General features: G+C 71.5%; 19 protein-coding genes. 4 read left to right on the plus strand and 15 right to left on the minus strand.

The features are described from left to right. Positions 1-143: 143 nt before the first annotated feature. A complete protein-coding gene (locus HZ992_RS23060; protein WP_209384162.1) occupies positions 144-1,214 on the minus strand; it encodes a glycoside hydrolase family 5 protein in 1,071 nt (356 codons plus the stop codon). A 145-nt stretch (positions 1,215-1,359) separates the two neighbouring features. Here HZ992_RS23060 and HZ992_RS23065 point away from each other — a divergent pair, with 145 nt between their 5' ends. Beyond that, positions 1,360-2,346 (plus strand): LacI family DNA-binding transcriptional regulator, encoded by a 987-nt coding sequence (locus HZ992_RS23065; RefSeq protein WP_245213248.1) that lies wholly within the window; start codon positions 1,360-1,362, stop codon positions 2,344-2,346. Between the two features lie 28 nt (positions 2,347-2,374). Here the strand turns inward: HZ992_RS23065 and HZ992_RS23070 are convergent, their stop codons facing one another. The 4 genes from HZ992_RS23070 to HZ992_RS23085 all read right to left on the minus strand — a co-directional run bounded on the left by HZ992_RS23070 (position 2,375) and on the right by HZ992_RS23085 (position 6,611). Then, positions 2,375-3,196, minus strand: coding sequence for an HDOD domain-containing protein (locus HZ992_RS23070; RefSeq protein WP_209384164.1), 822 nt, complete (start codon positions 3,194-3,196; stop codon positions 2,375-2,377). Between the two features lie 90 nt (positions 3,197-3,286). Next, on the minus strand, positions 3,287-4,048 hold the full coding sequence (locus HZ992_RS23075) for a sulfite exporter TauE/SafE family protein (protein WP_209384165.1): 762 nt from the start codon (positions 4,046-4,048) through the stop codon (positions 3,287-3,289). A 243-nt stretch (positions 4,049-4,291) separates the two neighbouring features. Further along, positions 4,292-5,860, minus strand: coding sequence for a sensor histidine kinase (locus HZ992_RS23080; protein WP_209384166.1), 1,569 nt, complete (start codon positions 5,858-5,860; stop codon positions 4,292-4,294). A gap of 13 nt (positions 5,861-5,873) precedes the next feature. Next, on the minus strand, positions 5,874-6,611 hold the full coding sequence (locus tag HZ992_RS23085; protein WP_209384167.1) for a response regulator transcription factor: 738 nt from the start codon (positions 6,609-6,611) through the stop codon (positions 5,874-5,876). A gap of 126 nt (positions 6,612-6,737) precedes the next feature. Here HZ992_RS23085 and HZ992_RS23090 point away from each other — a divergent pair, with 126 nt between their 5' ends. Further along, positions 6,738-7,274: a sigma-70 family RNA polymerase sigma factor gene (locus HZ992_RS23090; protein WP_209384168.1), complete on the plus strand. Its 537-nt coding sequence runs from the start codon at positions 6,738-6,740 to the stop codon at positions 7,272-7,274. Positions 7,275-7,282: 8 nt separating this feature from the next. Here the strand turns inward: HZ992_RS23090 and HZ992_RS23095 are convergent, their stop codons facing one another. Both HZ992_RS23095 and HZ992_RS23100 read right to left on the minus strand, forming a co-directional pair. Further along, positions 7,283-8,725 (minus strand): PQQ-dependent sugar dehydrogenase, encoded by a 1,443-nt coding sequence (locus tag HZ992_RS23095; protein ID WP_209384169.1) that lies wholly within the window; start codon positions 8,723-8,725, stop codon positions 7,283-7,285. An 80-nt stretch (positions 8,726-8,805) separates the two neighbouring features. After that, positions 8,806-9,525, minus strand: a complete 720-nt coding sequence (locus tag HZ992_RS23100) for an alpha/beta fold hydrolase (protein WP_245213250.1) — start codon at positions 9,523-9,525, stop codon at positions 8,806-8,808. Positions 9,526-9,672: 147 nt separating this feature from the next. On the opposite strand from HZ992_RS23100, the gene HZ992_RS23105 reads away from it, so the two are divergent. Beyond that, positions 9,673-10,542, plus strand: coding sequence for a hypothetical protein (locus tag HZ992_RS23105; RefSeq protein WP_209384170.1), 870 nt, complete (start codon positions 9,673-9,675; stop codon positions 10,540-10,542). Here HZ992_RS23105 and HZ992_RS23110 read toward each other — a convergent pair. From HZ992_RS23110 to HZ992_RS23125, 4 genes are read right to left on the minus strand one after another with little or no spacing between them, the layout of a single operon-like run. Beyond that, positions 10,526-12,820 carry a putative bifunctional diguanylate cyclase/phosphodiesterase gene (locus HZ992_RS23110; protein ID WP_209384172.1) on the minus strand — a complete coding sequence of 765 codons (2,295 nt, stop codon included), beginning with the start codon at positions 12,818-12,820 and terminating at the stop codon, positions 10,526-10,528. The two genes, HZ992_RS23105 and HZ992_RS23110, sit on opposite strands and share 17 nt — an antisense overlap. Positions 12,821-12,830: 10 nt before the next feature. After that, entirely contained in the window at positions 12,831-14,510 is a 1,680-nt protein-coding gene (locus tag HZ992_RS23115; RefSeq protein ID WP_209384173.1) for a GMC family oxidoreductase, read from the minus strand. Between the two features lie 43 nt (positions 14,511-14,553). Further along, on the minus strand, positions 14,554-15,735 hold the full coding sequence (locus HZ992_RS23120; protein ID WP_209384175.1) for a YbfB/YjiJ family MFS transporter: 1,182 nt from the start codon (positions 15,733-15,735) through the stop codon (positions 14,554-14,556). Between the two features lie 8 nt (positions 15,736-15,743). Beyond that, positions 15,744-16,382 (minus strand): MarC family protein, encoded by a 639-nt coding sequence (locus HZ992_RS23125; RefSeq protein WP_209384177.1) that lies wholly within the window; start codon positions 16,380-16,382, stop codon positions 15,744-15,746. Positions 16,383-16,596: 214 nt separating this feature from the next. On the opposite strand from HZ992_RS23125, the gene HZ992_RS23130 reads away from it, so the two are divergent. Then, on the plus strand, positions 16,597-17,115 hold the full coding sequence (locus HZ992_RS23130; RefSeq protein ID WP_209384179.1) for an RNA-binding regulator: 519 nt from the start codon (positions 16,597-16,599) through the stop codon (positions 17,113-17,115). 55 nt (positions 17,116-17,170) lie between these two features. Here the strand turns inward: HZ992_RS23130 and HZ992_RS23135 are convergent, their stop codons facing one another. From HZ992_RS23135 to HZ992_RS23150, 4 genes are all read right to left on the minus strand, one after another. Beyond that, a complete protein-coding gene (locus tag HZ992_RS23135; RefSeq protein ID WP_209384180.1) occupies positions 17,171-19,483 on the minus strand; it encodes a carbohydrate binding family 9 domain-containing protein in 2,313 nt (770 codons plus the stop codon). Positions 19,484-19,714: 231 nt separating this feature from the next. Next, complete coding sequence (locus HZ992_RS23140; RefSeq protein WP_209384182.1) at positions 19,715-20,494, minus strand: SDR family oxidoreductase; 780 nt, start codon at positions 20,492-20,494, stop codon at positions 19,715-19,717. Between the two features lie 7 nt (positions 20,495-20,501). After that, positions 20,502-21,179 carry an LPS export ABC transporter periplasmic protein LptC gene (gene lptC / locus HZ992_RS23145; protein WP_245213252.1) on the minus strand — a complete coding sequence of 226 codons (678 nt, stop codon included), beginning with the start codon at positions 21,177-21,179 and terminating at the stop codon, positions 20,502-20,504. Then, positions 21,176-21,757, minus strand: coding sequence for a KdsC family phosphatase (locus HZ992_RS23150; protein WP_209384184.1), 582 nt, complete (start codon positions 21,755-21,757; stop codon positions 21,176-21,178). Before HZ992_RS23150 ends, lptC begins: the two co-directional genes overlap by 4 nt. Positions 21,758-21,780: the final 23 nt, after the last annotated feature.

Genomic DNA, 21,780 nt, shown 5'->3' on the forward strand with positions numbered 1-21,780 from the left:
CATCGTTTTCATGTTTGTCGGACTTCGCACCCGGGTAGAACGCTATTGCGCCGGGCTGCGTCTGAAATTGTTTTCAGACTGGCGTGCATTGCAACAGCGCCTGAAAACGTTGTCAACGGGACTCGGGGAAAGTCCCGATCCCCTCATCGCGGCGGCAGCAGGGCCTCGAGCAAGGGCCGGCGCCACTGCAATGACAGAGGCTCCAGAACGCCGAAGCTCGAGGCCAGTTCCCAGTAAGCCCAGGCGAAACCCCGCGCCTCGGCGTGTTCCCGTACGGCGCGTGTCCAGGCGATGCGGGTCGGCTCGGCCGCGCGCGAGTAGGCGCCGAATTCGCCCAGCAGCACCGGCCGCCGCTCGCGCGCCGCCCAGCGCGCCACGCGGTCGAAGTCGTCTCGCAGCTTCGCGGTTTGCCCGGCGGTGCCGCTCCAGGTCGTGCCGACCCAGGCGCCGGCGCCGCTGACCCATTCGGCGCCCTGGTGCGTCACGGCCATCGGTTCGTAGTAGTGGAACGTGGCGATCAGGTTGCGGTCGTCGTCGGGCAGCGCCAGGCTGTCCAGTGCCGGGCCGCTGTTCCAGTCGCCGCCACCGACGATCAGCGTGCGCTGCGGGTTGCTCGCCCGGATGACCGGCAGCACCGCCGCCAGTGCTTCGTTCCAGCGCGCGCGCGTGAGCTCGCGGTTCGGTTCGTTGAGCAGCTCGAACATGACCGTCGCAGGGGCGTCCCGGTAGTGGTCGGCCACCTGCCGCCAGATTGTGAGGAAGCGCTCACGCTCGACGTCGGGCTCGAGCATCATGGCGGCGTAGTGGTGCATGTCGAGCACGATGGCCAGCTTGTGCTCGAGCGCCAAGCGAACCACACCATCCACGCGCTCGAAGAATGCCGGGTCGATGCGGTAAGGCGGCTGGTAGCCGGCACGGGCATCCCAGCGCACCGGCAAGCGGATCGCGGTGAAGCCGGCCTGTGCCGTGAGGGCAATGAACTCGTCGCGCAGCATCGGGCCGGCCAGTCCCTCGCGAGCGTGGTCGAGCATGTTGCCGAAGTTGATGCTGCGCGCCAGGCGCTGCTGGCAGCCGAGTGCGCGTTGCGCGGGCGGCTGCTCGAAGCTGCAAGCGTCGGGAGGGGATGCGGCGACGGCCGTGGCTGTGGTGGCGGCGCAGGCCAGCGGCGCCGCGAGGCACCGGATCCAGCGGCCGAAGAACTTCGCACGGTGCATCGCTGCTCCTTTCGGACCGGTCAGGCGCCGGCAGGGTGATTCTGAAAACGTTATCATGAGAATCCCGGCGTGCACAATCGGTGCAAGTCTTCCAGTTCCCTTTCCCGTGGCCACGTTTCCCGGCATCGACGCCCCTCCTTCCTCCGTGACCGTTCTCGACGTGGCGCGCGAAGCCGGGGTGTCCCCGAGCACGGTGTCGCGCATCCTCAACGGCACGGCACGCGTGACTTCGGACAAGCGCAGCGCGGTCGAGGAAGCGATCCGCAAGCTGGACTTCCGCCCGAACCTTTTCGCGCGCAGCCTGAAGACCGGCACGACGATGACGATCGGCATCCTGACGCAGGACGTCGAGAGCCCGTTCTATGGCCGCGCGATGAAGGGCATCGAGGCCGGTCTCGCCGGCACCGGCTACGCGCCGATCATGGTCAGCGGCCACTGGAACGCGGCCGAGGAATCCGAGCGCGTGCGCCTGCTGATGGCGCGCCGCATCGACGGCCTGGTGATCCTCACCGGCCATCTCGACGACCGCCAGATCGCCGAGTTCGCGCGGCACCAGCCGATCGTCGTGACCGGCCGGCAGCTCGAAGCGCCACAGGTGCGCGCCTTCACGCTCGACCAGGAGGCCGGCGGCCACCTCGCCACGCGCCACTTGCTCAACCTGGGGCACCGGCGCATCGCGCACATCGCCGGGCCGTCCGACCACACCGACGCCACCGATCGCCGCGCCGGCTACGAGCGGGCGCTGCGCGAGGCCGGCATCGCGGCGGCGCCGGAGCTGGTGGTGCAGGGCGACTTCATGGAAAGCGGCGGCCTGCTGGCGATGAACCGGCTGCTCGACAGCGGCCAGACTTTCACCGCCGTGTTCGCGGCCAACGATCAGACAGCGTTCGGCGCGCGCATGGCGCTGTACCGGCGCGGCGTGCGGGTGCCCGACGACGTGTCGATCGTCGGTGTCGACGACCTGCCCGCCACCGCGTATGCCACCCCGCCGATGACCACCGTGCGCCAGCCGATCTACGAGATCGGCCTGGCCGCGGCGCATGCGCTGCTGACGATGCTCGGCCACGCCATGCCGGCGGTGGAGGTGCCGCCGCTGGAGCTGATCGTGCGCGAGACCACGCGCCGCCTCTAGCGGAAAGCGACCGAGGGCGCCTTGGCGCTCAGGCGCGCTCGCGTTCCACCGCGTTCTCGATCTGTTCCTGCACCTTGCGCGCGCCGCGCAGCACGAGCGCGGGGTCGAGGTCGGCCTGCGGCGCCACCTTCTCTGCAACGACGTCGAGCGTGTCGGGGTCGGTCATCAGCGCGTGCGCCAGCGCCGACAGCGCGCAGATGGCGCGGCGCGGCAGCTGCATCGGCAGCTGCAGCGTGGCGTTGACCATCACGTGATAGCGCACGCTGGACACCGCCGCGGGTGCGAGGCCCCAGCTCTCGCACAGCGCGGCGCCGAGCGCGTCGTGGCTGACGCCGAATTCGTCGTGCTCGAGCAGCAGCAGGTCTTCGTCGGACTCGGCCGCGCGCAACAGCGGCTTGTAGCGCTCGGGCGCGTGGCGGAACAGCACCGCCTTGCCGCATTCCTCGAACAGGCCGGCCGAGTGCGCCGCCCACGGGTCGACGTTGAGCGCCTGGCCGATGCGGCCCATCAGCAGGCCGCGAACGCTGGCGCGCTCCCACACCGCATCGAGCTCGGGCGAAGGCGGGAACACCGCCTTCAGGCCCATCTCGAAGGTGACCGAGGCCACCTCGCGAGTGCCCAGATAGGTGATCGCCTGCTGCACGCTCTGCACGCGGCCGGCCAGGCCGTACAGCGAGGAGTTGACAGCCTTCAGCACCGCCGAGGCGAGCGCCATGTCCGAATTGATGAGCCCGCTGATGGACTGCAGGTTGACGTCTTCGTCGGCCAGCAGCAGCGACAACTTCACCAGCGACTCGGGCTGGGCGGGCACATCGATGTTCAGGGAACGAAGCTTGGGATCGACTGGCATGGGGCTCTTTCGCGGGACGGACTCCTGCAGGGATGCTAGGAGCGCGCACCGCCGCCGAAACGCCGAAATAGCCGGCGTTTGGCGCGCAACTCAGATCGAGAGGGCGTCCCAGCCGGTCTTGGCGATCAGGGCCGTCACGACCACGATGAAGGCGCTGCGCACGAAACCAGCGCCATGGCGAAGCGCGAGCCGGGTGCCGATCAGGCTGCCTGTCACGTTAGCAAGCGCCAACACCGCTGCCACATGCCACCAGACGTGACCCTTGGAGGCCAGCAGCAGCAGCGCAGCGGCGTTGGTCGCTGTGTTCAGCAGCTTGGCGCTGGCCGAGGCATGGAGGAAGTCGAAGCCCAGCAGCCGCACGAACAGGAATACGAAGAAGCTGCCCGCGCCGGGGCCGAAGAAGCCGTCGTAGAAGCCGACCACCGAGCCGATGGCACAGGCCGTGGCCGTTTGCGCGGCGCCGTGCAGCTTCGGCGCGTGGTGGCGGCCGAGATCCTTGCGCGCCAGCGTGTAGGCGAGCACGGCCACGAGCACCAGCGGGAGCGCCTTGCGCAAGCTGTCGGGGCTGGCCAGCGTGAGCGCCCAGGCGCCCGCGAAGCTGCCTGCCAGCGCCGCGGCTGCAGCCGGCAACAACGACTTCCACGGCAATTGCACACGTCGGGCGAACTGCAGCGTCGCCCAGCCCGTGCCCCAGATGCCCGAGCCCTTGTTGGTGCCCAGCAGCGTGGCCGGCGCGGCGCCCGGGTACATGCCGAACAGGGCCGGCACCAGGATCAGGCCGCCGCCGCCGACGATGGCGTCCACACAGCCGGCGAACAGCGAGGCCAGCGCCACGATGGCGAGTTCGGTCATGGGGTCGGGAAGGATGCGGCGCGGCGCAACGCCGGGCCCCAGTGAAAAGGGCGCCGGGTGTTGGCCCGGCGCCCTTCGCATTTTGCATCGGCTGCTCATGCAGCCTGTCGAGTGGCGCGACCTGCGCGTGGCGCGGTGCGCTCTAACGTCTCCTCAGTCCCCCGCCCGGGCCGGCTCCAAGGGAGGTGCCGGTCGCGCAGTGGGCGAACTGTAGGCGGGCGGTCTGAGGTGGTGCAGCCGGGCTTACCCTGCCCTGTTCTCGGGCGCCACGGCAAGCTGCCGGGGCAGCGCGAGGTGCACCTGCGTGCCCTGCCCGGGCGTGCTGCGCACCTGTGCGGTGCCGCCATGCAACTCGGCAATGCGCTTGACGATCGCCAGCCCCAGACCCTTGCCGCCCTCGCCGGTGGCCGGCGCCACGCTCTGCCGGCTCTGGTAGAAGCGGTCGAACAGGTGCGGCAGGTCGGCCGGCGCGATGCCGGGGCCCGTGTCGGCCACACAGACGTGAAGCGTCGTCGGGTCGGCACGCGCGCTCAGCTTGATGGCCGCGCCGGCCGGGCAGAACTTCAGTGCGTTGTCGACCAGGTTGGCCACGGCGCGCTCGAACAGCTCGATGTCCAGCGCGGCGAAGGCCGCCTCGGCCTCGCTGGCGTGCTCCACGGCGATCCGCACACCCTGGCGCGCAGCGCGGTCGGCGAAGCGCAGCGCGATGTCGTCGAGCAGCTCGCCGGCGTCGACCGGCTCGCGGCGCAGCGCGAAGCTGGGTTCGTCCAGCCGCGCCAGGTCGCCCAGCGACTGCACCAGGCGCGCCGCGTTGCGCGTGTTGCGCAGCGCCACCTCGACGAGGCGGCGCTCCTCGGCGCGGCCCTCGCGGCCGCCAGTGCCATCCTCGGCACGCCAGCGCGCCTCCAGCGTCTCGAGGCAGGCCACCGTGGCCGTCAGCGGCGAGCGCAGGTCGTGCGAGAGGTTGCTCACGCCCTCGCGGCGGAAGTGATCGAGCCGGCGCAGCGCCGCCCACTGCCGCTGCAGCGTGTCGAGCATCATCGAGAAGGCCTGCGTGAGCCGGCCGAACTCGTCGCGGCCGGCCGGCGGCAGCAGCGCCTGCGGCGTCGACAGGTGGCCCTCGTCGAGCCCGCGCGCCGACAGCGTCGACACGGCCTGCGTGAGCCGCTGCAGCGGCCGCGTCACGGCCGCGATGATCAGCGCGGCGAACAGCGTGGTCAGCGCGACGATGCCGCAGATGAGCACCAGGCCGGGCAGGGCCAGGCTGTTGCGCGCGACGTCCCAGCGCGACGCAGGCAGAGCCGCCACCTTGTGGCAGACGAGGTAGAGATAGCCGGAGGCCACGGCGTCGTTGCGGATGGTGGCTCGCTGCACCGGGCGTGCGGCGATCACCGCGTCGTCGTCCATGCGTTCGGGGTCATCGCCCATCACGTAGCGGTTGGCGCTGCGGCCCGACGCCACCTCGGCCGCGGCGCGCACCGGCTCGATGGCCACCTTGAAGCCTGGCGGCAGCTGCGCCTGGCCGCTGCTGGCCAGCACCGTGCCTTGCGCATCGAGCAGGTACAGCTGCGTGTCGGGCTCGTAGAGCACCAGACCGCGCAGCCAGGCGCGGAACTCCTCCGGCTGGCGCTGCTGCTGGTCGAGCAGGTCATCGTAGCTGGCGGTGACGCGCGCCAGGAAGGCGTTGGCGCGCTGGAAAGTGGTCTCGTGCTCGAAGCGCTCGAAGGCGTAGAGCACCGCCGCGATGACGCCCAGCGCGGTGAGCAGCCCCGTGGCCACCACCGTGAGCGCCAGCTTCAGCCTGACCGTCATGCCTCAGCGTTCCTCACACCGGCGACTCGCGCATCTTGTAGCCCGCGCCGCGCACGGTGAGGATGAGCTCCGGCCGCATCGGGTCGGACTCGAGCTTGGTGCGCAGGCGGTTGATGTGCGTCGTCACGGTGTGCTCGTAGCCGTCGTGGCTGTAGCCCCAGACGGCGTCGAGCAGCTGAGCACGCGAAAACACCAGCCCGGGGTTCGACGCGAAATGCAGCAGCAGGTCGAACTCCAGTGCGGTGAAATCGATGGCCGCGCCGCGGTAGCGCACCAGGCGCTTGGCGGGCTGGATCTCCAGCTCGCCGTTGCGGATCAGGCTGGCCGCTGCGGGCACCTGCGCCTGCGCGGCACGCAGCAACGCGGCGCGGCGCAGCAGCGCCTTCACGCGCGCCAGCAGTTCGGCCAGCGAGAAGGGCTTGGTGAGGTAGTCGTCGGCGCCCAGCTCCAGGCCGAGCACACGGTCGAGCTCGGTGGACTTGGCGGTGAGCATCAGGATCGGCGCCGCACTGCCGCGTGCGCGCAGCGCCTTGCAGACTTCCAGGCCGTCCAGGCCCGGCATCATCAGGTCGAGCACCAGCAGCTCGCGCGGCTGGGCGATCTGCTGCGCCAGCGCCGAGCTGCCGTCTGCCACCGCCGTCACCTGGTAGCCGGCGTTGCGCAGGTTCATCACCAGCAGGTCGCGGATGTCGGCCTGGTCCTCGGCGACCAGGATCGACGCGGCGGCGGGGACGGGCGCGCTGGGAGTCATGCCGCGATTGTCGGCTCCGCGAGCCCTTCCTTACACCGATGTGATCTGCCTGTGAGCTTCGGTGAGGGTGGCGCGAGATGCGCTGGCCACAGTCACGCCATCGACAACAGCCCCGGAAAGCGCTCCATGAACACCGCCCACGCATCCGCCGCCGCCGCACCCTGCCTCGCGGTGAACTGGGCCGAGATGGTGTCGCACCGCGAGGCGCTGGTGCGCTTCGCCCAGCGCCGCCTGCTCGACCCGGCGCTGGCCGAGGACCTGGTGCACGACGTCTTCGAGGCGGTCATCACCGGCCGCGCGGCCTTCGCCGGCCGCTCGGCGCTGCGCTCCTGGCTGACTGCCATCCTCAAGCACAAGATCGTCGACCTGGTGCGCCAGCGCGCCGGACTGCACAGCCTCGACCAGCGCATGGACGACGACGAGGAAGGCGGTGCCTTCGACATCGCATGCCCGCAGCCGCGCCCGGACGAGGTGGCCGAGCAGCGCGAGCGGCTTGCGCAGACGCTGGCCCGAATCGAGGCCCTGCCCGCCGGCCTGCGCGAGGCCATGCAGCAGCGCGTGCTGCAGGACGGCGACACCGCCCAGGTCTGCGCGTCGCTGGCGATCAGCGAGGAGAACCTGTTCGTGCGCCTGCACCGGGCGCGCAAGCAGCTGCTGGCCTGACGCGGTTCTCAGGGCGCGCTGAAGCGCGTGATGCCGCTGCGCGTGAGCGCGTGCAGCGCGCCATCGAGGCCCACGCGCAGGTCCACCGGCGAGCCACCCGCCGAGCCGAAGGCATACGCCGCACCATTGGCGAGGTCGAATCGGCCGATCCACTGCGAGCAGTAGTCGGCGAAGAAGTAGCTGCCGCGGTAGGCCGCCGGGAACGGCCCGCTGTCCGGGTAGAAGGCGCCGCCGATGATCGAGCAACCGGTGAAGAAGCCGCCGGGGCCGGTGCCCGGCGGCACGGTGGCGCTGTGCCGGTAGGCGAACAGCGGCGCGGTCACGCCGGCGGCCGTGGTCGGGCCCTCGGTGGCCGGCCAGCCGTAGTTGGCGCCGGCGGCGCCGACGTCGATCTCTTCCCAGGTGCCCTCGCCCACATCGTTGATGTGGATGCGCCCGCTGCCCGGCTGCACGGCGAAGGTGTACGGGTTGCGCAGGCCGTCGGCCCAGGCGGCGCGCGCCTGCCCGCTGCGTGCTGCGTAGAACGGGTTGTCGGTGGGGATCGATCCGTCGTCGTTCAGGCGCAGCATCTTGCCCAGCACGGTGGTGGGACTCTGTGCGTTGGCGCCGTTGGCGTTGTCGCCCACCGCCACGTAGAGCTTGCCGTCGGCGCCGAAATGCATGGCGCCGCCGTTGTGGTTGGTGGCGCTGAGCGCGGGCAGGTCGGCGATCAGCGTGGTGCTGCCGACGGAGACGGTGTCCGAGCTCGGTGGGTTGGCGGTCACGCGCACGATGCGGTTGTGCGTGCCGTTCTCCGGTGTCGTGTGGTACAGGTAGATCCAGCCGTTGGTGGCGAAACTGGGGTGCAGCGCCACGCCGATCAGGCCGCGCTCGCCCGTCGAATCGACGGTCAGCGTCGTGAACGGCGCCGTCAGCAGCGCACCGTTCTTCACCACGCGCAGCGCGCCGCCTTGTTGCGCGACGAACCAGCGGCCATCGGGCGCCTGCGCCATCGCGGTGGCGTTGCTCAGGCCGGACACGAAGGCCGTGTTGCGTGTGAACCCCGCCGGAAGCGCGCGCGTGCCGCCGAACTCCACCGTGGCGCTGGCCCAGGCCGAGACATTGCCGGCGGCGTCGCGCGCGCGGGCACGCACCACATGCTGGCCCGAGGCGTAGGCCGTGGTGTCGAGCTGCACACTGTGCGTGCCGCCAGTGCCGGTGCTGCCGAATGCCTGGCCGTCGACCTGGAACTCGATGCTGCCGACGGCGATGTTGTCGGTCGCCGAAGCGCTGAGCGTGATGGTGCCGGACAGACCCGCCGCCGCGGCCGCCGGCGCGGCGAGCGTGGTCACCGGTGCGGTGGTGTCGTTGCCGGGGTTGGTGCCGGCGTCGCCGCCACCGCCGCCGCAGGAGGCGAGCGCGATCAGCGCGGCGCCGGCCAGCGCGGTGATCGCAAGGCTGTGCTTGTTCATGCTGTCTTCTCCCTGTGTCCGAGCCGCGGCGGATTCTGAAAGACTGCCCCTTTCCCCACTGTGAAGAGTTGTAGCGCCGCTCAGCTGAGCCGGCTCATCCACTCCAGCAGCAGCGCATTCACGCGCTGCGGTTTCTCCATCGTCAGCATGTGGCCGCAGTCCGGCAGCAAGTGCAGCTGCGCGCCGGCGATGCCCGCGGCGATCTCGCGCGAACATTCCGGCGGCGTGACGCCATCACCCTCGCCGCACACCACCAGGGTCGGGCAGCGGATCTCGCGCAGGCCGGGGCCGCCCTCGGGCGCGGCGACCATCGCGCGGTTCTGCCGCACCAGCTGCGGCGTGCCGGCGCGGCGCACCATCGCCAGATAGCGGTCGAGCATCGGCTGGTCATCCCAGGCGCTGCGGTCGAAGACGAACCAGACGTTCGCCTCCAAGACGTCGTCGCCCTCGCCGGCTTCGAACATCTCGATGGCCTGCAGGCGGACGGCACGCAGCGCATCGGTATCGGCGCGCGCCGTGCTGCCCAGCAGCGCCAGGCCGCGCACGCGCTGCGGCGCGAGCCGCGCCGCTTCCAACGCCACCCGCCCGCCCATCGAGGCGCCGATCAGCACCAGCTCGCCGGGATGATCGGCCAGCAGCGTCACGGCCATGTCGGCGATGCTGTCGGCGCGCGTGTGCACGTCGCTCACACGCGGCGCGTAGCGCGCGGCCAGCGCGGCCTGCTGGGCACGCCACAGCTCGGCATCGCAGGCCAGGCCGGGCAGCAGCACCGTGGTGAAAGCGGCTTCGATCGGGTTCACGCCGCGCAGTGTGCCTCGGGCCGCCAGCAATCGGTTACGACTGCGGGCTCAGGCCGCGACGACCGGCCGTCGATAACCGTCTTGTCACCTGCGGCCCGTGACGCACGACGCGGCCGCATTGCCCCGAATGTTGATCAGGAGCCTTGCATGCCGACTGTCACCGCCACCGCCACCGCCCCGCGCAGCACCGCGCCGCTCGACCTGAGCATCCCCCGCACCGACGCGCCGAAGCGCCAGCGCTGCCAAGACCGCGACGAAGCAGGACATTGCGACGCCGCGGCGCCGCGCCGCAATCCGCTGGTGGCGGCCATGATGCAGGCGCTCGGGAGCCTGATGCCCAGCAGCAAGACGACGGCGGCACCGGACTCGAAGGCCGCGGCCACCGACGCGTCCTCGACGTCCGGCACCGCCAGCGCCAGCGCCGACGCGAGCAGCAGCCTGAAAGACGCCGCGATGGCCTTCGCCCACGAGCTGTTCGACGCGCTGCGCTCGGCCGGCGCCCGCCGCGAGGGCGGCGACTCGGCCAGCGAGAACGGCCGTGTCCATGGCCACGGCCACCACCACCATCACGGTCATGGGCGCGGCTACGGCGACCTGGCGCAACGCCTGGAGCGACTGGCCGCCGAGGTCTCCGCGCCGGCGAAGCCGGCCGACCCCCAACAACCGGACGCCGCCACCCTGTCGATCACGGCCAGCCTGAGCACCGCCTCGATCAGCACCGCCAGCGACGGCGCCGACGGCAGCACCACCACGTCGCTGAACCTCACCACGGTGAACCTCAGCGTCACGCAGCAGGCCGCACCGGCCGGCGCTGCGAAGGAGTCACCGCTGCTGTCGGCCTTTCGCAAGCTCTTCGATGCGCTGCAGCCGGCATCCGCCGCAGACACCGCCAAGCCGGATGCCGCCAGCGGCCTGTCGACCTTCCTTCGCCAGCTCGCGCAGTCGCTGCGCAATGGCCAGGAAGCGACCGCGACTCCGCTGCCCACCCAGGGCAGCCTGATCAGCGTATCGGCCTGAGCGCCACCTGCGCCTCGGGGGCCGCGCGGTCCAGCCAGCGCCCGGCCTCGGCCGGCGACAGCGGCCGGGCGTACAGGTAACCCTGCATCACGTGGCAGCCGGCGGCCCGCAGCGCTTCCGACTGCGCCGCCGTCTCCACGCCCTCGGCGATCACGTCGAGCTCCAGCGTCGCCGCCAGGTCGCAGATCGCCTTGACCACCGCCGTGGCGTCGCGGGCGGGCAGCGGCTCGATCAGCGTGCGGTCGATCTTCACGGTGCGCAGCGGCAGGCTGCGCAGCATGTTCAGCGACGAGAAGCCGGTGCCGAAGTCGTCCAGCGCGACCTCGATGCCGTGCTCGCGCAGCTGCGCGATGCGGCCGCGCGCCTGCTCCATGTGCGTGACGGCCACGCTCTCGGTGATCTCCAGCGAGAGCAGGCCGGGCGGCACGCCGTGGCGATGCAGGGTGCGCAGCACGTCGTCGACGAAGCCGATGTCGAGCAGCTGCAGCGGCGAGACGTTCACCGCCACCGGCACGCCGTGGCCGAAGCGGCCGCGCCAGGCCACGAGCTGCGCGCAGGCCAGGTCGAGGATCAGCTTGCCGAGCTCGCGGATCATGCCGGTGCGCTCTGCCGCGGGAATGAACTGCAGCGGCGAGATGCGGCCGCCGCTGGGCGGATCCCAGCGCACGAGCGCCTCGAAGCCGACCAGCACCGGCGGGCGCAGCGCGCTGCGGACCTCCACCTTGGGCTGGTAGACGAGGCTGAACTCCTCGTTCTTCAGGCCCGCGCGCAGCGCCTGCTCGGCCAGCAGCGTGGCGCCCGAGCCGCGCTCGAAACGCTCCTCGGCGAATTGCAGCGAGGTGCCGGGCGTGTGCTTGGCCTCGTGCATCGCCGCATTGGCCGCGCGCAGCAATGCCTCGGGGTCGCGCCCGTGCGCCGGGTGCAGGGCCACGCCCATCGACACGTCGAGAAAGAAGTCGTGCCCGGGCAACGCCACCGGTTGCGCCAGCAGCTCGCGCACGGCCTGCGCCACCCGGTGCGCCATGTGCTCGCTGTCCTGCGCCGGCGCGAGCAGGGCGAACTCGTCTTCGCCCAGGCGCATGGTCTCGGCGCGGCCCTGCAGTGTCGCCGCCAGGCTGGCGGCGAGCGCACGCAGCACCTCGTCGCCGAGCGAGTGGCCATGCGCCTCGTTGAAGAGCTTGAAGCGGTCGACATCGAGCAGCAGCAGGGCGAAGCCTTCGCCGGCCGCGCACATGTCGCGCAGCCTGGCCAGCAGCGCGCTGCGGTTGGGCAGGCCGGTCAGCTCGTCGTGGGTGGCCTGGTGCAGCATCGCCGCGGTGGCATCGTGCTGCGCAGTCTCGTCGCTGACGACCACCTGCTCGGCCGCCTCGCCGTCCCAGTCGACACGCCAGGCCGAGAAGCGCAGCCGGATCGGCGTGCCGTCGAAGCGGAAGCGCTCGCCCGACCAGTCGGCTCGCTGCAGCTCGCCGGACAGCAGCTGGCGGTGGCGCGCCCGGCCGATGGCGCGCTCGGCCTCCGGCATGGTCGCGTCGCGCCACCGCGTGCGCACGTCCTCCAGCGAGTTCAGCCCGTAGATGCGCAGCAACGCCGGATTGGCATAAAGCAGCTGCTCGCCGCGCACCACGGCCACGCCCTGGTGCGAGTGTTCGGTCAGGCGCATGAATCGCTCGCGCGCCACCCGCGAGGCCTCGGCCGAGCGGCGGCCGGCCGCATGCAGCAACGTCAGGCCCATGCACAGCCGGATCAGCGCTGCGACGAGGGATTGGCGCTCCGCCACCGCATCGCCGAAGACGAACACCTGCACCGAGTTCAGCGCCAGCAGCACCAGCAGCAGCCCGGCCAGCCGCTCGGCACCGCCGCGGCCCCACAGCCAGGCCGCCGCCGCGGCACCGACCAGCACGTTCAGCCCGGCCGGCACCACCAGCGCCAGCGGCACGCCCACCGGCAGCAGCACCAGCCCAACGGCCAGCAACGCCAGGGCGCCGATGCGTCGCTGACGCGGCGTGAACGGCCGCTCGGCCAGGTGGCCCACGCCCACCGCCAGCAGCCCGGCCGACATCAGCGCCAACGCGACCAGCGCGGCCAGGCCCACGGTCTGCAGCCAGACTTCGGCCGCGTTCATCGCAGCATAGGCCGGGGGCAGGCCGGCATGCAGCAGGAAGGCCAGTCCGACCATGCGCAGGAAGGCCTGGCTGTTGTCGCGCTGCCAGGCCAGCAGCAAGGCCACGCCGAAGCTCAGGCTGACCGCGACGTTGAGCAGATAGACCGCGTTGTCCACAGGCGGGGCGTCAGCGACGCTCCTGCGCGATCCACTGCGCCGCGCGCTCGGCGATCATCAGCGTGGGCGAATTGGTGTTGCCGCTGGTGATGGTGGGCATCACGCTGGCGTCGGCCACGCGCAGGCCCTGCACGCCGTGCACGCGCAGCCGTGCGTCGACCACCGCCATCGGGTCGCTCGCCGGCCCCATCTTCGCGGTGCCCACCGGGTGGAAGATGGTGGTGCCGATGTCACCGGCCAGCCGCGCCAGCTCCGCGTCGGTCTGGAACTGCACGCCCGGCTTCACTTCGCGCGGCTGGTACTTCGACAGCGCCGGCTGCGCGACGATGCGCCGTGTCAGGCGCAGCGACTCGGCGGCGATGAGCCGGTCTTCGTCGGTGGACAGGTAGTTCGGCGCGATGCTCGGCGCATCGCTGCTGTTCGCCGTGCGGATGCGCACCGCGCCGCGGCTGGCCGGGTTGAGGTTGCACACGCTGGCGGTGAAGGCCGGATAGCGGTGCAGCGGCTGGCCGAAGGCGTCGAGAGACAGCGGCTGCACGTGGTACTCGAGGTTGGCATGCGGCTGGCCCGGGTCGCTGCGCGTGAAGGCGCCCAGCTGCGAGGGCGCCATGCTCATCGGCCCGCTGCGCTTGAACAGGTACTCCAGGCCGATGCGCGCCTTGCCCCACCAGGAGTTGGCCAGCGTGTTCAGCGTCGTCACGCCGTCGACCTGGAACACCGCGCGGATCTGCAGGTGGTCTTGCAGGTTCTCGCCGACGCCGGGCAGCTCGTGCTCGACAGCGATGCCGTGCTCGCGAAGCAGCGGCGCCGGGCCGATGCCCGAGAGCTGCAGGATCTGCGGCGTGCCGATGGCGCCGGTGGCCAGGATCACCTCGCCGCCCTCGCGCAGCCGCGCCTGCACGGGCGTGCCGCCGCCGTGCGGCATCACCTCGATGCCCACGGCGCGGCGACTGCCGTCCCAGGATCCCTCGGCTTCGTTGTGAGCCAGCAGCAGGCGCGAGATGTGCGCGCCGGTCCACACCTGCAGGTTGTCGCGCTCCTGCACCGGGCGCAGGAAGGCCTTGGTGGCGTTCCAGCGCACGCCGGCGCGCTGGTTGACCTCGAAGTAGCCCACGCCTTCGTTGTCGCCGCGGTTGAAGTCGTCGCTGGCCGGGATGCCGGCCTGCTGCGCGGCCTGCGCGAAGGCGTCGAGGATCTCCCAGCGCAGGCGCTGCTTCTCGACGCGCCATTCGCCGCCCTGGCGCGCACCGCTCTCGTCGAACCCGGGCGCAGCGTGGAAGGCGTCGGCGCCCTTGTGGAAGTCCTCGTGGCGCAGGAAGTAGGGCAGGCACTCGTCCCAGCTCCAGCCTTCGTTGCCCAGCGCGCCCCAGTGGTCGTAGTCGCGCGCCTGGCCGCGCATGTAGATCATGCCGTTGATGCTGCTGCAGCCGCCCAGCACCTTGCCACGCGGGTAGCGAAGCGAACGGCCGTTCAGGCCCGCGTCGGGCTCGGTGGCGTAGAGCCAATCGGTGCGCGGGTTGCCGATGCAGTACAGGTAGCCGACCGGGATGTGCACCCACAGGTAGTCGTCGTTGCCCCCGGCCTCGACCAGCAGCACCCGCTTGCTCTCGTCAGCGCTCAGGCGGTTGGCCAGCAGGCAGCCGGCCGTGCCGGCACCGCAGACGATGTAGTCGTATCGCGTCTCGCTCATCCCTGCCCTCGTGTTCTGGGCGCGATGATACGGAGAAGCCCGTTCAGCGCGGCGTCGCGGCACGCGCCGCCGAATCGGTCTCGCCGGGCCACAGCGCCGCCGCGCTGGCCAGCAGGCAGGCGGCCGCCAGCAGCTGCGGGTAGCGCAGAGCATCGCCGCCCGCGCTGCCGAACCACTTGACCGTGAAGGGGCCGATCAACTGGCCGGCCGCGAAGGCCGCGGTCATCGCGGCGATCAACCGCGGTGCGCCGGGTCCGGCGAGCCGCCGCGCCTCCTGCATGGCGGCCATCGTCATCACCATGAACGTGCCTCCGACACACACCGCGCACACCAGCAGCCCCGCCAGGCTCGGCCACATCGCCGCTGCGAGCAGCCCGGCCGCCATCACGCCCTGCGACACCGCCCACAGCCGCCGCGGCGGTACCTCGCGGAACAGCGCCGAGGCCAGCAGCGTCGACAGGGCCGCCGCCAGGCCGAAGGCCGGCCACACCCAGCCGAACAGCGCCGGGTCGGGCACGAGCACGCGCGCCTGCGCCGGCAGGAAGGTGGCCGGCACGATGTAGCCGAAGCCGAACAGGCCGTAGCAGACCACCAGCCGCCAGCCCGCCGCCCTGATCGGCGACGGAACGTCGGCGCCGCGCGCGCCGGCTTCGCTGCGCGCGGGCAGGGCCCACCACGCCGCGGTCGCGACGAGCGCGCTCGCGCTGCCCAGCAACAGCCAGGTCGGCGCCGGCGCCAGGCCCGCCGTGCCGGCGGCCAGGCCGACCAGCCCGGCCGCGGCGATGCCGGTGCCCACGCCGGCAAACAACACGCCGGCGAGGCTGGAGCGGCCCTGCGCCGCCAGCGTCGTCAAGGCCCAGGCCGACACACCGACCAGCACGCAGGCGCTGGCCACGCCGGCGCCGAAGCGCAGCAGCAGCCAGGATGCGAATCCGAGCGGAAGGCCCATCGCCAGGGTCAGCACGGCCACGGCCGCCAGCCCCCAGCGCGCTGCCTGCAGCGGCGGCGGCGGAAAGAAGGCGCAGATCAGCGCGCCGACGAGGTAGCCGAAGTAGTTGATCGCGGCCAGCCAGGCGCCCTGCGGCAGGTCGAGCAGGCCCGCGGCCTGCATCAGCGGCAGCATCGGCGTGAAGGCGAAGCGGCCGACACCCATCGCCGATGCCAGGCCGGCCAGGCCGACCGCCGTGGCCAGCGCCGCGCTGGACCCGTCTCGCGCCTCCCGCATCGCCGGGCTCAGCGTGCGGTCGCGACCAGCGCCGGGAACAGCTTGACCAGCCCGTCGCTCATCACCTCGACCGCCAGCGCGGCCAGGATCAGGCCCATCAGCCGCGTCATCACGTTGATGCCGGTCTTGCCCAGCACCTTGGCGATGCGCCCGGACAGGCTGAATGCCACCCACACCGCCAGCCCGATGACGACACCGTAGCCCACCAGCACGGCGAGCTCCCACCAGTGGCGCGTCTTGTCGGCGTAGATGACCATGGTGGAGATGGTCGCCGGGCCGGTGAGCAGCGGAATGGTCAGTGGCACGATGGCGATGCTGTCGCCAGCGTCGACCTTGGTGTCGCCGTCGTTGACGTCTTCCTTGCGGCCCTCGGCCGGTTGGGCGTTGAGCATCTGCAGCGACGAGATCAGCAGCAGCATGCCGCCGCCGACCTGGAAAGACGCCAGCGAGATGCCGAAGAACTCGATGATCTTGATCCCGGCCAGTGCGCTCACCGCGATGACGCAGAAGGCGCTGAAGGCGGCCACCCGGATGGTGCGTTGCCGCTGCTCGCGGCTGAACCCCTGGGTGAAATGGATGAAGAAAGGGATAACCCCGATCGGGTTGACGATGGCCAGCAGCGCAATCAGCGGCTTGAAGAGATCCATCCGTGCATCGTAGTGCCGCGCTGGCCGGGCCGCCGAGGGGCGGCGCCGGCGACCCTCAGCCCGAAAACAACACTTTCTGCCGTGAATCGATGCGCAGTTTTGCGCAGTTCACTTATATTCGCCAGTCTGTGTATGGACGCGGCGCCTTCGCTTGAATGGTTCACGATGGGTAGAAGCTCCACATGGTCTGTAGGAAATGGAAAGGGGCTCTCCCATGGGCAACAAACTCTACGTCGGTAACCTCGCCTATTCGATCCGTGATGAGGATCTTCAACAGTCGTTCTCGCAGTTCGGCACGGTGACCTCGGCAAAGGTCATGATGGATCGCGACACCGGTCGCTCGAAGGGCTTCGGCTTCGTCGAGATGGGCTCGGATGCCGAGGCTCAATCGGCCATCAACGGCATGAACGGCCAACCGCTCCAGGGCCGCGCGCTCGTCGTCAACGAGGCCCGCCCGCGCGAAGAGCGTCCGGGCGGCTTCGGCGGCGGCGGTGGCGGCCGCTCCGGTGGCGGCGGTGGCTACGGCGGTGGTGGCGGCTACGGCGGCGGTGGTGGCAGTGGCGGCGGTTACGGCGGTGGCGGCGGTGGCCGCTCCGGCGGTGGCGGCGGCTACGGTGGTGGTGGCGGTGGCCGCTCCGGCGGTGGCGGCGGCTACGGCGGTGGCGGCGGTGGCCGCTCCGGCGGTGGCGGCGGCAGCTACGGCAGCGGCGGCGGAAGCCGCGGCGGCTACTGACAGCAGCCAGTCACGTTCGGCAAGAAGGGCGGGTGCGAAAGCACGCCGCCCTTTTTCATGAGCCGAACTCGAACGAGGCCTTCACGAAGAGCTCGCTCTCGCTGCGGCGCGGCGCGCCCGGTGCGGGCCGTTCGGTCTGGCGGCTGATGCCCGTGCTGAGGCTGCGGCCCAGGCCGAAGCGGCGCTGGAACACGATCGAGGTGCTCTGCCCGCGCAGGTCGGCCGGCGCCGGCAGCTCGCCGGTGCCGTAACGCACGAAGCGCGTGCCCTGCCAGACCGCGCGCAGCGAGTCGCGCGCATCGAAGTGCAGCACGCCCAGCCATTGCAGCGCCGTGTCGGCCAGCGCGCGGCGGCCGTCGGGCGCGTCGATGAAGTTCTGCTCCAGACGCTGCTCGGACTCGACCCACCAGCGCGGGCCGATCGGTGCGCGCAGGTTCAGCTCGAACAGCGCGCGCAGGCCACGGCCGACACGGTCGGCCTCGACATCGAGCCGCTGGCCGATCGTGCTTTGAAGGTGCAGCTTGGTGAGCCAGGGCGCCGGGTTGACGCTGTAGTTGATCTCCACTGCGCGCATGGAGTGCAGCGGCGCATCGCTGCGCGCCCGCTCGGCGTCGAACTGCAGTTGCACCGAGGCCTCGGTGTTGCGCGACGCGACCAGCCAGATGCCCGGGTGCACGTAGCGCCCGATGGTCTGCCCGCCGGGCACGCCGGCGTCGGCCAGCGTGCTCTTGTGCTGCAGCCACACGTAGGTCTCGAACTCGTGGGCCCGGAAGCCGAGCGGCCCCGGCACCTGGACTTCGCCCCAGCGACGGATCAGCTCGGTCTGCAGGACGCGCGCACCGGCCTGCTCGACGAAGCCGTTGTCGTTGCGGAATTTCGGGCTGACCTCGGTCGCCTCCGCAGTGAAGTTCCAGCCGGGCACGCGCATCCACCACGCGGCGTTCAGGTGGTGCCCGCTCTGGCCGGGCCCGCCGGCATCGTCATGGCTGCGCGAGGCCATCGCGCGGGCGCGGAACTGCTGCTCCTCGTCGGGCCGCCAGACCAGGTCCGCCCCTGCGACGCGGTTGCTGGCACCCGCGGTCTCGTCGCGTTGCGACAGCAGTGCACCGGCGCTGTACTGCTCGCCGTGCCAGCGCCCGCGCAGCAGCGTGGCCTGCGAACGGCGGTCCTGCAGCAGCACGTCGGTGGCGAAGGGGCCGGGGCGCAACAGCAGGCCGCCGCCGTCGTCGCGCAGCGTCAGCGCCGTCGCATCGGCTTGCACGCCGCGCCAGGTGGCGCGCAGGCCCCAGCCCGGGTCGGTGATCGAGCGCGAATAGAAGGCCGCCAGCGGCAGGTCGAGCACGTCGGTGCTCTCGAGGAAGAACGGCCGCTTCTCCGGCACGCTCAGCGCGAAGCGGGTGTTGCCGGCGAGCTGCGGCACGTCGAGTTCGACCTGCGAGAAGTCGGGGTTCAGCGTCGCGTCGAACACCCAGTCGGCACGCGGACGCCACTTGATCTCGGCGCCGAGCGCGCCGCGCGAGGCGCGCTCGCTCGACACACCATCGCTGCGGCGTGTCGAGCGCAGCGTCAGCTCCGGCCGCATCGACAGCAGCGCATGCGAGCGCACGCGCTCGGCGATGTCTTCCAGCCCGGCGATGGGCTGCAATTCGGCGATGAAGTTCAGCGCGTCCTTGGTCAGCGGCGCGCTCAGCATCAGCATGCTGGACTCGCGCGGGATGCCGCGCGTGGCCATGATGCGCCACGGCGCGCCGCCTTCGTAGGGGTAGCGCAGCGTCATCAGCGGCAGGCGCAGCTCGACGCTGTAGCCGTCGGCAAGGCGCTGCGCTGCAGCCTCGACTTCGAAGTCCGGCGAGAAATCCTCGGTGTCGGTCGCGGCGATGAACATGCCGTCGGCGACCACGCCCGCCGCGTTGACGCGCACGAATTGCGCCGAGCGCCGCGTGCCCACCGGGTCGATCACTACCGAGACGAAGTCCTGGTCGCGGCGCACCTGGTCGCGCCGCATCAGCGGCGCGCGGATCTCCTCGGGCCGCGGGTCCCAGGCACGGATGCCGACCACCAGCGCATGCTCCTCGACGACGATCTGCATCGTCGTGCGGTAGCCCTCGGGCACGGGTTGGCGGTCCCGCGGCAGGTACTGCACGAAGGCGTCGTGCACCGGCGCCGTCTGCCAGGGGGCTTCGTCCAGGCGGCCGTCGATGCGCAGCGGCGGCGTCTCGGGCGGCGGCCGCAGCGCGCGTGGCTGCGCGCCGGCGGGGTAGAAGGAGGGCGACGGCGTCTGCGCGACGACCGTCAAGCTCATGGCAGCCACGGCACAACTCACCAGCAGGCGCCAGGCGCGAAGGCGGCGCGGGGGAAACTCTCTCATGTCGAACTCTCGCGTGCGGGCGCCCACGCAGGCTCGTGGCCGCGCGGCGCCGGGATCATCGATGGACCGCGCGCGATGCGGCGGTCAATGGGGGCCGGGAGGGTTGGTGAGACCGGGCCCGGCCGGGGCCATCAGGCGTTGCGAATGTCAGTCATGGGAGCCTCCTTGTCGCGGACGCTTGTGAAGCGCCTTGGCGACCGCGCCGTGCGGTGGCCGCGAGTGTAGGCGGGCTCATTCGCCTTGTCGATGCTTGCGTGGCCGCCCGGCCAGCACGCGGTCGAACAGCGCATTGGGCAACAGGCGCAGCAGCTTGGCGACGATGCCCATCTGCCACGGGATGACGCGGTAGCTGGTGCCGGCGCGGATGGCCTCGAAGGCCTGGTCGGCGAAGTCTTCGGCGGTCATCAGGAAGGGCATGCTGTAGCGGTTCTCGCGCGTCAGCGGTGTGTCGATGTAGCCGGGCAGCAGCGTGACGACGCGCACAGCGTCGGGTCGCATCTCGCCGCGCAGGCTTTCACAGTAGCTGATCACCGCCGATTTGCTCGAGCAGTAGGCGCCGTGCCCGGGCAGGCCGCGGATGCCCGCCACACTGGCGATGCCCACCAGCGTGCCGCTGCGGCGCCGGCGCATCGCGCGCATGAACGGGTGGAAGGTCGCGGCCACGCCGATCACGTTGGTCTCGTAGGTGGCGCGCATCACCTCGAGGTCGTCGAAGATTTCGGTGTCGATGCCCACGCTGATGCCGGCGTTGGCGATCACCACGTCGGGCACGCCCTGCGCGGCGATGCAGGCACGGCCGGCGGCCTCGATGGCTGCCAGGTCGCGCACGTCGGCCGCATAGACGCCGGCGTCGGCCTCGCTGCAGCCCTGCGCCGTGGCCCAGGCGCGCACCTCGGCCTCGCGGCGCGCCACGAGTGCGAGCCGATAACCCGCTCGCCGGAATCTGGCGGCCAGCGCCTGGCCGATGCCGCTGGAGGCGCCGGTGATGAAGACGAGTGGTGCAGCGTTCACGCGGCCCTCAGGGTTCGGTCGGCCGTGCGCGCGGCGTGAAGACGGCGCGCTGCCGGCCCTTCAGCTCGACGACGCGGGCCAGGTTGTCGTACTCCATGCCCTCGGCGCGCACCTCGGTGCCGCCGCGCCGCACCACCACCGGCAGGTGCGAGCGCACCCGCTCGGTGTTCAGAAAGGCGTGCAGGAACTCGCTGCGGAACTCCATCGTCTCCTGCGCGGTCGGCGCTTCGCGCACCACCTGCGCCGAGCCGAACAGTTGCAGCTCGCTGCCGTCGCCGTTGGACAACGCGCGCAGCGCCGACGCCCGCGTCACGCGGCCCGCAATGTCGACGGCGCGGATGCGCGGGTTCTCGATCTCCAGCGTGTCGGTGTCCGGGTAGTGGCGCAACTCGACACCTTCGATCTGCACGCGCATGCGGCCGTCGGCGGAAAAGCGCTGGACGGTGAAGTTCTGCATCGTGTAGTCGGGCTCATGGCGTGGCGGCGCCACGGCGCGCTGGGTCTCGGGCTGGGGCGTCACGTTCACCAGCCACCAGGTGCCGAGCGCGAGCGTGCTCATCAGCAGCACCGGCAGGTAGGCGGTGAGCGCCTCCAGCAGGCGCAGGTGCCAGGGCAGGCGCAACCGGCGCCGGTCGCTCGCCGGGGCCGGCGCGAGCACCGCGAGATCGTCCAGCGTCTCGTTCACGAGCCGCCGCCGTCCAGCGTGGTCAGATGCCCCTGCAGCAGATCGACGTAGCGGCCGGCCGCGGTGAGCAGCAGGTCGCAGCACTCGCGCGCCGCGCCGTGGCCGCCGTGCGCGTGCGTGACGTGGTCGGCGATGGCACGCACCTCGGCGTGCGCGGCGGCCGGTGCGCAGGCGAAGGCGGCGCGGGTCATCAGCGGCAGGTCGGGCCAGTCGTCGCCCATTGCGGCGACGGCGTCCCAGCCCACGCCCAGGCGCGCGAGCAGCGGCGTGGCAGCGGCCAGCTTGTCGGCCGCGCCGTACACGGCCTGCGCGATGCCCAGGTCGGCCACGCGCCGCCGCACCGCCGGCGAGTCGCGCCCGGTGATCACCACCGGCACGATGCCGCCCTGCGCGAGCAGCTTCAGGCCGTGGCCGTCGAGCGTGCTGAAGGCCTTGAAGGCCTCGCCCTGCTCGCCGATGTAGATGCGCCCGTCGGTGAGCACGCCGTCGACATCGAAGATCGCGACACGCACACCCTGCGCGGCGAGCAGCAGCTCGGGCGCGAAGCGCAGGACGGGTTCGACGACGGGGCGCGGCATGGCCGCCGCAGTCTAGCCGAGCC

Source organism: Rhizobacter sp. AJA081-3 (assembly GCF_017795745.1).
Lineage (GTDB): Bacteria > Pseudomonadota > Gammaproteobacteria > Burkholderiales > Burkholderiaceae_C > Piscinibacter.